The organism is Actinomycetospora callitridis (assembly GCF_028737265.1).
Classification (GTDB): Bacteria; Actinomycetota; Actinomycetes; order Mycobacteriales; family Pseudonocardiaceae; genus Actinomycetospora; species Actinomycetospora callitridis.
Map to the genome: position 1 here is coordinate 617,536 of NZ_JAQZAK010000001.1, position 11,814 is coordinate 629,349.

Here is an 11,814-nt window from a genome sequence, read left to right on the forward strand (position 1 = left end):
GGGTTCTGGGCCGCTCGGGTTCTGGGCCGGCGGTCAGCGGAACTGGGCGGCGAAGGCGTCGAGCGTGCTCATCGCGCCCGCGTAGTCCGGACGGAAGGCCGTGGAGGGCAGCTCGTAGACCTGGCCGCTGCCGAACGCGGGCAGCCGCGCGTAGACCGGGTCCGCCTGGAGCTGGGACAGGGGGCGCTGGCCGATCGGGAGCACGATCGCGGTCGGCGCGTCGGCGACCCGGGGGAGCAGCTCCGGGCTGGTCTCGAACGAGTCGCCGGTGCCGAACAGCGGCGGGTTGTTCGCCTTGGTGAGGACGTCGTCGGGAACGAAGCCGAGGTCGCTCGCGATGCGCGGGAGCGCCGCGGTCGGGGTGATCACGTAGGGCTTGCCGTCGCGGGCCTGGTAGAGGAAGACCGTCGGCTGCGGGGGCAGGCGCAGGGCGCCCCGGACCTGCGCGGCCCGGTCCTGGTAGGCCTGCAGGAGCCCCGGCACGCGGTCCGACCGCCCGACGACGTCGGCGATCCGCGTCAGCTGGTCCTGCCACTGCGTGAAGGCCGGCAGCAGCACCGTCGGCGCGATCTGCTGCAACTGCGGGTAGGCGTTGGCGGCCTGCGCGGCGGTGAAGCCCTGGCCACCGCCGATGATCAGGTCGGGGCGGGCGGCGGCGATCTGCTCGATCGACAGTCCGGCGCCCTCGCTCGCGAGCCGCTGCGTGCCCTGCGCCGTCGCCTGGGCCGACCAGCTCGGCGGGAAGCCGGTCGCGTCCGGCGGCACGCCGAGCACGCGGGGCTCCGCCACGGCCACCGGCGCCTCGAGCGTGAACAGGTCGCCCGCGAGGCTGCCGGACAGCACGGCGATCCGCTGCGGCGTGACCGGGACCTGCACCGGGCCGCGCTCGGAGTCGACGGTGCGCGTGGGCCCCGCCGGTGCCGCGCCGCCGCCGGACTCGCCGCCGCCGCAGCCGGCCAGCACCAGGAGGGCCGCGAGCCCGGCGACCAGGAGGCGGACACGCCCGCCTGACGAGGACCGCCGCGAGCCCCTCGCGGGCTCCCGCCGGACCGCCGGGGCGTCCTGACCTATCGAGCCCGCAGGGCCCACGGGTCACTCCTCTCGTCGTCCACCCACGGTCGTGCGCGACCCGGGTGTGCTCAGCGTGATGACGTCGACCGTGTCGGAGGCGAGGTTAGGACAGCCTTCCATCACCGCACCAGCCGGGTGATCGCCCGACGTGATGGGGTCGACACCGCCCGTGACCCGCCCGACGACTCGAGCCGCTTGCGCCGGACGGGCGCGAGATGGTGGGTTAGGCATGCCTAACCGACACGGGTGTCCCGGGCTCGGAGCCTCGGCCGACCGGCGAGACGGAGGACGGGTTGACTACTGCTGTCCGGACGCGGACCCCGGCGGACGCGCTGCTGGAGCTGACCGGCGCCCAGCTCGGGATCTGGAACGCGCAGTGGCTGGAGCCGGACTCCCCGCACTACCTCGTCGGCGACGTCGTCGAGATCGACGGGACGGAGCCGCTCGACCTCGCGTCCCTCGCGGAGGCCGTCCGCGCCACGATCGACGAGGCCGAGACGCTGCACCTGCGCTTCCACGACACCCCGGACGGCCCGCGCCAGTCGCTGTCCGACGACCCCGCGCCGCCCCCCGAGATCGTCGACCTCCGCGCCGAGCCCGACCCCGTCGCCGCGGCCCACGCGGCCGTGGCGTCCATCCGGGCGCGGGCGGCCGAGGCGTGCCGCGGGCTGGTGGACCGCCGGCTGGACAGCCAGACGCTGCTGCGGCTCTCCGCCCGCGCGGTGTGGTGGGTGCAGCTCTACCACCACGTGATCATCGACGGGTACTCCGCGGCGATGATGGCCCGGCGGGCGGCCGCGCACTACACGGCGCTGGTGCGGGGCACCGAGCGCCCGCCGCCCGAGTTCGGCGCGATCGCCGACCTCGTCGCGGCCGACCAGGAGTACCGGGCGGGCGAGCGCCACGAGAAGGACCGGGCCTACTGGCGCGACCGCCTCTCCCCGCTGCCCGACCCGACGAGTACGGGGTGGACAGCGCGCACGGCGTCCGGGGCGCCGGAGCGCACGGTGGCCGCGTCGGTCGTGGTCGCGCCGGAGGTCCTCGCCCGGCTGCGCGCCGTCGGGGACGAGACCTCGACGACCTGGGCCGACGTCCTCATCAGCTGCTTCGCGGCGTTCCTGCACCGCGCCCACGGCGAGACCGACGTCGTCATCGGCATGCCGCTGATGTGCCGCGTCGGGAAGGTGGCGCTGCGCACCCCGTCGATGGCCGTCAACCTGCTGCCGCTGCGGGTCACCGTGCGCGGGGACGACCGCCTCGACGACCTCGCCCGCCGGGTCGCGGGCCTCATGAAGGAGATGCGCTCCCACCAGCGTTTCCGGGGTGCCGACCTCCCGCGGGAGCTCGGTGTGCCCGGGCTGGGCGCGATGCTGATCGGCGGCATCAATCTCAAGGCCTTCGACTACACGATCGACTTCGCCGGCTCGACCGGCGTCATGCGCAACGTGGCCGGCGGCCCCCCGCAGGACTTCGAGCTGACCGCGACGCCGACAGCGGACGGCGGCATCCGCCTCGGCTTCGAGGTCGACGACCGGCTCACCGACCAGGCCGGCGTCGAGTGGCGCGCGCAGGCCCTGCTCCGGGTGATCGACGCGCTGACGTCGGCGGAGGCGCCGCCGATCGGACGCGTTGACCTCATCCCGGCCGACGAGCAGGACCGGCTGCTGCGGGAGTGGACGGGGCCGGCGCCGACCGGTGACCCCGACGACGTCCCGACGGCGCTGGACCGGCTGCGCGACGAGGCCGGCGACCGCACCGCCCTGGTCTGCGGCTCCGAGCGGCTCACGGCCGTCGAGCTCGTCGACCGCGTGCACCGGACGGCGCGGGCCCTGCGGGCGCGCGGCATCGGCACCGACGACGTCGTCGCGCTCGCGCTCCCGCGCGGCGTGGACCTCGTGGTCACGCTCCTCGCGGTGATGGACGCGGGCGCCGCCTACCTGCCCCTGGACCTGGCCCACCCACTGCGGCGCCGGCAGGAGCTGATCGACGACGCCCGCCCGGCGCTGGTCCTGGGGAGCGACGCGGCGGTCGACGAGCTCGGCGCCGTGGACGTCGCCGACCTGCGGACGGAGGCCGACGCCCAGGAGGCGGGGCCGCTCGTGCGGGGGGACGAGTCACCCGACCGGCTCGCCTACGTGATCTACACGTCCGGCTCGACCGGGCGTCCCAAGGGCGTGCTCGGCCGGGCCGGGGGCCTCGCCGGCCTGCTGGCGCACCACCGGGTGACCGCGGCCGAGGTGGCCGACGGCGTCCTGCGCGTCGCGCACACCTACTCGTTCGCCTTCGACGCCTCGATCGACCAGCTGCTCTGGCTGCTCGGCGGGCACGAGCTGCACCTCTACGACACCGAGCTGACCAAGGACGCCGAGGAGCTGCTCGCGGCGTACGCCCGCGACCGCATCGACGTCGTCGACACCACGCCGTCGATGGCCGCGCAGCTCGTGGAGGCGGGCCTGCTCACCGGCGAGCACCCGCCCTCGCTGCTGATCCTCGGCGGTGAGGCCACCCCGCCCGCGCTGTGGCAGCGCGTCGCCGACTCCGGCGTCGCCGCCCGCAACATGTACGGCCCGACCGAGGCTGCGGTCGACGCCACCGTCGCCCCGGTCACGACGGGCGCCCCGACCATCGGCCACGCCCTGCCCGGCACGCGCATCCACGTGCTCGACGTCGCGCTGCAACCGGTGCCGCACGGTGCCGTCGGTGAGCTCTACCTGGCCGGGCCGCACCTGGCGCGGGGCTACCTGGGGCACCCCGGGACGACCGCCGAGCGGTTCGTCGCGGACCCCTTCGGCCCGGCCGGCGCGCGGATGTACCGCACCGGCGACCTCGCCCGCTGGGTCCCCGGGCGGGGGCTGGACTACCTCGGCCGCGGCGACGGCCAGGTGAAGATCCGCGGTTTCCGGGTGGAGATCGGCGAGGTCGAGGGGCAGCTGGCCGAGCTGCCCGGCGTGCGCGCAGCGGCCGCGGCGATCCGCACCGACACCGGCCGTCCCCAGCTGGTCGGCTACGTGGTGCCGCAGCCGGGCGGCGCGCTGTCGTCGGACGAGGTGCGCCGCGCGCTCTCGACGCGCGTGCCCGAGCACATGGTCCCCTCGACCGTGGTGGTGCTCGACGCGCTGCCGACCACCACCAGCGGCAAGCTCGACCGCCTCGCCCTCCCGGCGCCCCCGACGACCCGCACGGGGCGGGCTCCGGGCACCGAGCAGGAGCGGGTCCTCTGCGAGGTCCTCGCCGACGTCCTCGGGCTGGACGGGGTCGGGGTGGACGACGACTTCGTCGGGATCGGCGGCGACAGCATCACCGCGATCTCCGTGTGCTCGCGCCTGCGGGCGCACGGCCTCGACCTCCGTCCCCGCGAGCTGCTGGCGGCGCCGGACGTCGCGTCCCTGGCCGCCCTCGCGCGGCAGCCGAACGAGGGGGCGGACGACGAGCAGGAGGCGCCCGAGGTCCTCGTCGACCCGGCCGACGTCGACCCGCTGGAGGACGGGCTGCGCATTCGCGAGGCCCTCCCCGCCACCGACCTGCAGGCCGGGCTCGTGGTGCACAGCCTGGCCCGCGACGAGCGCGAGGCCGAGGTCTACCTCGTCCAGGGCGTGCACCACCTCGTCGGCGTCCTCGACCCGGGACGCCTCCGCGACGCGGCCGAGGAGCTGCTGGCCCGCAGCCCCGCGCTGCGCAGCATCCTGACCACCGCGGCCACCGGTGCCGTCGTCCAGGTGGTGCCCGAGGACGTCGTCCTCGGCTGGCAGCACGTCGACGTGTCGTCCCGCCCGCGCGTCGAGCAGGAGCGGGAGGTGGCCGCGGCGGCCCGTGCCGAGCTGGACCGCCCGTGGCACCCCGCCCGGCCGCCGCTGATCCGGTTCGTGCTGGTCACGCTGGGGGCGACCGAGCACCGGCTGGTGGTCACCAACCACCACGCGCTGCTCGACGGCTGGTCGATGCCGCTGGTCTGCCGCCAGCTCTTCGCGATCTACGACGAGATCGGCGGCGGCGCCCCCGCCCCGCGCACCGCGCCCGTCACGGACTTCCTGCGCTGGCTCGCCCGCCAGGACCGCCGCGCGTCGTTGGCAGCGTGGCGCGAGCTGCTCGGCGGGATCGACGAGGGCACCCGGCTGGCGCCCGCGGCGCGGGGTGCTGCCCTGGAGCGGCCCGAGCGGCTGCACACCGCGCTCGACGCCGAGCTCAGCGAGGGCATCCGGGCCTTCGCGCGGAAGTACGGCCTCACGCTCGCGACGGTCGTCCAGACCGCCTGGGGCCTGCTGCTGGCGCGGCTCACCGGCCGGCACGACGTGGTGTTCGCGAGCCCGGTGTCGGGGCGCTCCGGCCAGGTCGACGGCATCGAGACGATGATCGGCCAGTTCGGCAACACCGTCGTCGTCCGACTCGCCTACTCCGACCGGGACACCGTGCTGGAGGTCCTCGGCGGGATGCACGAGCAGTCGATGGCGATGACCGACCACCACCACGTCGGCCTGGCCGACGTGCAGCGCGCGGTCGGCGTCGGCGACCTCTTCGACACGCTCATGGTCACCGAGAACCTGCCGATGTCGGCCCGCACCGGCGTGACGCTCGCGCCGGGGATCGAGCTGGCCGGGGTCGACACCGACGACGGCACCCAGTACCCGATGAACGTGGTGGTGCTGCCCGAACCCGAGATCGTGATCCGCTTCGGCTACCAGGGCGCCTTCGACGCCGCCACCGTGCGCGACTACAGCGACCGCCTGCGCACGCTGCTGCGCGAGATGATCAGCCACCCGCAGCGGGCGGTGTCGCGCCTGCGGCTGCTCGAGCCGGCCGAGGAGGCCCGGGTCCTCGCGGCGGGCACCGACCACGTCGCCGGGCACCGCGTCCGCGGCGGCTGCCTGGAGGAGTTCGCCGCCCAGGTGCGCCGCCGTCCCGACAAGACCGCCGTGGAGTGCCGGGACCGCGCGCTGACCTACGCGGAGCTCGACCGGCGGGCCAACCGCCTCGCCCACGCCCTGATCTCGCGCGGTGTCCGGCCCGAGCAGCCGGTCGCGGTGCTGCTCGAGCGCGACGTCGAGATGGTCGTGGCCGTCTTCGGGATCGTCAAGGCCGGCGCGGTCTACGTGCCGATGGACCCGAGCTACCCGCGGGACCGGCTCGAGTACATGGTCGGCGACGCCGCCGCGGTGGCGGCGGTGACCACCGGCGGAGTGCTGGACGACCTCGGGGGCCTGCCCTTCGCCGACGCGGTGGGCGTGCTGCGCCTCGACGACCCGGAGCTGGTGGGGGACGACCCGTCGGCGTGGGATGCGGATCCCGTCGACGCGCGCCGCGGCCTCACCCTCGACGCGCTCGCCTACGTCATCTACACCTCGGGCACGACGGGCCGCCCGAAGGGCGTCGCGGTGAGCCACACCGGGTTCGCCGGCCTGATCGCGCTGCAGGAGGACGTCGTCGGCGCCACCGACCGGGAGCGCTACCTGCACTTCGCCTCGACGAGCTTCGACGTCGCGGTCTGGCAGATGATGCTGCCGCTGCTCTCGGGCGGGACCTCGGTGATCGCGCCGGAGGAGGTCCGGCTGCCCGGCCACGAGCTGCTCGACTACGCCGCCGCGCACCGCGTCACCGGGATCAACCTGCTCCCGTCGTTCCTCGCCGCGATGCCCGACGACGCGCAGGTCGACCCGGACGTCTTCTTCGTCGTCGGTGCCGAGCGTCTGGACCCGGCGCTGGCGCGGCGGTGGGGCGACGGGCGGCGGGCGCTCTTCAACGCCTACGGCCCCACCGAGGTCACGATCAACGCGGTGACCTGGCGCTACGACCCCGCAGAGCTCCGGGGCGCCGACGGGCCGGACGCCGAGGACGCCGCGCTGCCGATCGGTCGGCCCGACCCCGACGTCCGCGCCTACGTCCTCGACAGCGGCCTGCTGCCCGTCGGCGTCGGGATGGTGGGCGAGCTCTACCTCGCCGGGCCCGGCCTCGCCCGCGGCTATCTCGGCCTGCGTGGGCAGACCGCCCAGGCGTTCGTCGCCGACCCCTTCTGTGCTGACTCGTCCGGCCGGGCCGGCGAGCGGATGTACCGCACCGGCGACCGCGTGCGCTGGCGCGCCGACGGTCAGCTCATCTACCTCGGCCGCACCGACGACCAGGTGAAGGTCCGCGGGGTGCGCATCGAGCCCGCCGAGATCGAGGCCGCGCTCGCACGCCACCCCGACGTGCGGGCCGGCGTCGTCGAGGTGCGCGAGGACCGTCCCGGCGAACGGCGCCTCGTCGGCTACGTCGTCCCGGTCGACGGCGCGCGGATCGACCCGGCCGCGCTCCGTGCGGACCTCGCGGCGGTCCTGCCGACCGCGATGGTGCCCGCCGCGCTGGTGCCGCTCGACCGCCTGCCGCTGGGCCCGAGCGGGAAGCTCGACCGCGGCGCGCTGCCGGCTCCCGACCACGTGTCGACGCCGTCGCGGGCGCCGGCCACCCCGGCCGAGTCCGTGCTGCTGGGCGTGTTGCGCGAGGTGCTGGAGAACGACGCGATCGAGCTCGACGACGAGTTCATCGACGTCGGCGGCGACAGCATCGTCTCTCTCGCGCTCGTCTCGCGGGCCGGGCGCCAGGGCGTGGCCCTGTCCGTCCGCGACGTGCTCGAGGGCGGCACGATCGCAGGGATCGCGGCGCTCGCCACCGTCGGGCAGGACGTCGACGCGGGGGCACCGGGGATCGACCTGCCGCGCGACCACGTCCTGACCCTGCGGGGTACCGACGGCACCGGCCCGGCTCCGCTGTTCTGCGTCCACCCTGCCGGCGGCTTCGCGACCGTCTTCACCGGGCTGGTGCGCGAGCTCCCGTCCGACCGGCCGGTGATCGGGCTGCAGCTGCCGTTGCTGGAGGGGTCCCCGGTGCCCGCGACGACGATCGACGAGCTCGCCGCGAGCTACCTCGAGACGATCCGCGGGATCCAGCCGAAGGGCCCGTACCACCTGCTCGGGTACTCGTTCGGCGGCAACGTGGTGCACGCCCTCGCGGCCCTGCTCGCCGACGACGGCGAGGAGGTCGCCTTCACCGGGATGATCGACTCCGGGCCGCTGGCCGCCGAGCGCGCCGACGGGCGGGGGCCGTCCGCGGACGTCGTGGAGCGCGAGCTGCGGGCCGCGCTGCCCCCGGGCGCCGCCGAGGACGCGCCGGAGCTGCTCGCGGCGGTGCGGTCCGCGGTGGAACGGACCGTGGCCATCCGGACGAACTCCCACGCGCCGGTCCACGACGGCCGCCTGACGCTGTTCGCGGCGGCGGGCGCACCCGGCACCGACGGCACCGACGCCGAGCGTCTGGCCGACGCGTGGCGGGACCTCGTCGGCCCCGACCGCCTCGTCGCCCACCCCGTCGAGGGCGACCACGCGGCCATGGTGGCGCCCCGCGGGTGGGCGGTGATCGGGCCGATCGTCGCCGACGCCCTCGCCGACGCGGCCGCCCGCTAGACCGCGGCGGCCTCGTCGTGCTCGTGGCCGTGCCCGTGGCCGTGCCCGTGGCCGTGGTCCTCGCCGTCACCGGGGTTGTGGTCCTCGTCGAACATCGCGAGGCCGACCTTCCAGTAGCCGGTGATCGAGCAGTCGGCGGGCGGGAGGCGGAGCTCGTCGCGCACCCAGCGCCGCAACGGCTTGATCGACCCGGCCTCGCCGGCGACCCACACGTACACCGACTCCCCGGCGGGGATCCCGACGCCGCGCACAGCGCGGGCCAGGACGTCGCTCCGCCCGGCGGCGACGCCGTCGCGGTGCAGCCAGGTGACGACGACGCCCTCGGGAGCGGCGAGTTCGATCTCCTCGGTGGCGTCGGCGACCTCGACGAACACCCAGCCGCGGGCGGCCGGGGGCATCCCCTCGACCCAGCGCGCGATCGCGGGCAGCGCGGTGGTGTCGCCGGCGAGCAGGTAGCGGTCGTAGTGCTCCGGTACGGCCAGGCCTGCGGGCGGCCCGGCGACCCACACCGGCTCGCCGGGGCCCACGCGCGCCGCCCACTCCGAGGCGAGGCCGCCGGCGTGCAGCACGACGTCGAGGTCGAGCTCGCCGGCCGCCGGGTCGTACCGGCGCACGGTGTAGTCGCGGGTCGGGGGCATGGGGTGGGGCCAGCGGACCATCGACCCGTTCGGCTCGGGGACGCGCAGCCCGCCGTCCGGGTCCGGGAAGACGATCTTGACGTGCTCGTCGACGACCGAGTGGCTCTCGAAGCCCACGAGGTCCTGACCGCCGAGGGTCAGGCGCACCATGGTCGGGCTGATCGTCTGCCGGCCGACGACCTCGAGCCGGCGGATGCGGATGGGGTAGGGCACCTTCGCGCCCCCGGCGCCGAGTCGGGCCTCCGCGACGCGCTCGCGGGGTCGTTCGCGGTCCATGGGTCGGTCCCTCCTGGGTCGTCACGCCGGGTGCCGCGCCGGGCACCAGATGTTAGGGCACCCTATCCTTCGGCGAGCCCGGATCCGTCCCCGTCTCCCACTCCCGTGCCCACACCCCGGAGGACCCCGACCCCGTGACCGCCGCCGGTTCCCCGCCCGAGGCCCCCGAGCCGCCGCCCGCGCCCACCGAGATCGACGGACGACTCCTGCGCACGGCGTTCGTCCTCGTCCTCGGCACCTTCATGGCGACGCTGGACGCGACGATCGTCAACGTCGGCATCGACACGCTGGCGCAGGAGTTCGAGGCGTCGGTGACCGAGATCCAGTGGGTCACGACGGCGTACCTGCTCGCGCTCCTGCTCGCCGTGCCCTCGTCCGGCTGGATCGTCGACCGGTTCGGGGGCCGCCGCACCTGGATCTCCGCGGTCGTCCTGTTCCTCGCCGGGTCGCTGCTGTGCGCCCTGGCGTGGTCGGTGGAGAGCCTGGTCGTGTTCCGGGTGATCCAGGGGCTCGGGGGCGGGCTCCTCCCGCCGGTCGGCCAGGCCCTGGTGGCCCGCGAGGCCGGGCCGAAGCGCATCGGCCGCATCATCAGCATCGTCGGGGTCATCCCGCTGCTGTCGCCGGTGATCGGGCCGATCGTGGGCGGCACGATCCTCGGCGTCGCCGGCTGGCCGTGGCTGTTCTACGTCAACCTGCCGATCGGCATCGTCGCCGTGCTGCTGGCCCTGCGCTTCGTCGCGCCCCACCCGCCCGCGGCGCAGGGCGCGCCGTTCGACGTCCTGGGTGCGGCCCTGCTCCCGCCGGGGGTGGCGGCGCTCGTGTTCGGGCTGACGGAGGTCGGCAACGGCCGCTCCCTCGGTTCCCTGCCGGTGCTCCTCGGCCTGGTCGGCGGCGTCGCCCTGCTGACGGGTTACGTGGTGCACGCGCTGCGGATGCGCGGCGTCCCGCTCATCGACCTGCGGTTGTTCACACGCCCGCCGTTCGGGGCCGCGGCGAGCGCGCTGGTCATCCTCGGCGCCTCGGTGTACGGCGCGGTGTTCCTGCTGCCGCTGTACTTCCAGGTCGGGCGCGGCCTGACGCCGTTCGCCGCCGGCCTGCTGCTCGTCCCGCAGGGCCTCGGGGCGGCCGTCGGATCGGTGGTGGTGAACCGCACGATCGACAAGGTGGCCCCGCGCACCCTCGTGCTCACCGGGATCGGGCTGATCGCCGCCGGCACGGTGCTGTTCACCCAGCTCGGCAGCGTGCCGTCCGACCCGCTCATCATCGCGTCCCTGCTCGTGCGCGGGATCGGTCTCGGCATGATCGGGGCGCCGGTGATGAACATCGTCTACTCGTCGATGCCGCACGCCCAGCTCCCGCGGGCCTCCGGGGCGCTCAACCTGCTCAACGTCCTCGGCGGCTCGATCGGCACCGCGGTCCTCGCCGTGGTCCTGCAGACCCGGCTCGAGGCGCGCGCACCCCTGGGGGAGCCGGGGGTGGCGCTGGCCTTCGCCGACACCTTCTGGTGGACGCTCGCCTTCTGCCTCGTCGCGGTGATCGGGGCGACGAGGCTGCCCCGCCGCTCGTCGGCGACGGAGTGAGTCAGTGCTCGGAGGCCCGACGCGGCGCGGGGACGGTCCGCTCCTGTGCGCAGGCCCACCGGCACTCGAGGTGGTCCCAGTAGCAGGAGCGGCCGTGCTCGTGGCGCGGCCGGGACGGCGTGCTGACGGGCCGGGGCAGGGTGCTCAGCGACACGAGGACCTCCTACGACGATGCGAGGTCACCCACGGTGACAGCTCTCCTGTCGAGAGGCCAGCTTCTGTCATACTTTCGGCCCAGCATGTCGTCATTGATGACGACGTCGGTCGCGCCGCGTGATCAGAGCTCGAGGTGGGCGATGGTCGTGTCGCCGTCGCGCTCCATCTCGACCGGGCCCGCGCGGCGCATGAGCTCGAGCATCGCGCGGTTCTCGCTCAGCACGTCCGCGGTGAAGCAGGTGATGCCCTCCTCGCGCGCCCGTGCGGCGAGGGCGTCGAGGAGCCCGCGCCCGAGGCCCCGCCCCTGCCAGGCGTCGAGCACGGTCAGGGCCAGCTCGGCGTGCGTCGGGTCGTCGGTGTCGCGGACGTACCGGGCGATCCCGAGGCCCTCGCCCGTGTCCGGGAGGACGGCCCCGAGGGCCTCGTGGTCGTGGTGGTCGAGCTCCGTGAAGTACCGGAGCTGCGTCGGCGACAGCTCGGAGTACAGGGTGTGGAACCGGCTGTAGGCCGAGTGGGCGCTGAGCTGCTGATAGCCGTCCGCTAGCGCCGCGGCGTCGTCGCTGCGGACAGGGCGCAGCTCGACCGTGGTCTCGTCGGCGAGGACCAGCGGCCAGGACCGTCCGACCGGCATGCGGCCCGAGGGTAGGGGCCGTGTCCGGTTCC

6 protein-coding genes are annotated in these 11,814 nt (G+C 75.2%); 2 read left to right on the top strand and 4 right to left on the bottom strand.

From position 1 onward, the window contains the following. Positions 1–33: 33 nt before the first annotated feature. Positions 34–1,089: an ABC transporter substrate-binding protein gene (locus PH191_RS03025; RefSeq protein WP_274193144.1), complete on the bottom strand. Its 1,056-nt coding sequence runs from the start codon at positions 1,087–1,089 to the stop codon at positions 34–36. 275 nt (positions 1,090–1,364) lie between these two features. Here PH191_RS03025 and PH191_RS03030 point away from each other — a divergent pair, with 275 nt between their 5' ends. Further along, the gene (locus tag PH191_RS03030) at positions 1,365–8,501 is read left to right on the top strand and encodes an amino acid adenylation domain-containing protein (protein WP_337994035.1); all 7,137 of its coding nucleotides are present in this window, start codon (positions 1,365–1,367) and stop codon (positions 8,499–8,501) included. Here PH191_RS03030 and PH191_RS03040 read toward each other — a convergent pair. Continuing rightward, a complete protein-coding gene (locus PH191_RS03040) occupies positions 8,498–9,415 on the bottom strand; it encodes a siderophore-interacting protein (protein WP_274193145.1) in 918 nt (305 codons plus the stop codon). The genes PH191_RS03030 and PH191_RS03040 overlap by 4 nt on opposite strands. A gap of 134 nt (positions 9,416–9,549) precedes the next feature. Here PH191_RS03040 and PH191_RS03045 point away from each other — a divergent pair, with 134 nt between their 5' ends. Then, positions 9,550–10,995, top strand: coding sequence for a DHA2 family efflux MFS transporter permease subunit (locus PH191_RS03045; RefSeq protein WP_337994036.1), 1,446 nt, complete (start codon positions 9,550–9,552; stop codon positions 10,993–10,995). Position 10,996: 1 nt separating this feature from the next. On the opposite strand, the gene PH191_RS03050 is transcribed toward PH191_RS03045, so the two are convergent. Both PH191_RS03050 and PH191_RS03055 read right to left on the bottom strand, forming a co-directional pair. Next, entirely contained in the window at positions 10,997–11,149 is a 153-nt protein-coding gene (locus tag PH191_RS03050) for a hypothetical protein (protein ID WP_274193146.1), read from the bottom strand. Positions 11,150–11,272: 123 nt separating this feature from the next. Further along, positions 11,273–11,782, bottom strand: a complete 510-nt coding sequence (locus tag PH191_RS03055) for a GNAT family N-acetyltransferase (protein WP_274193147.1) — start codon at positions 11,780–11,782, stop codon at positions 11,273–11,275. Positions 11,783–11,814 lie beyond the last annotated feature (32 nt).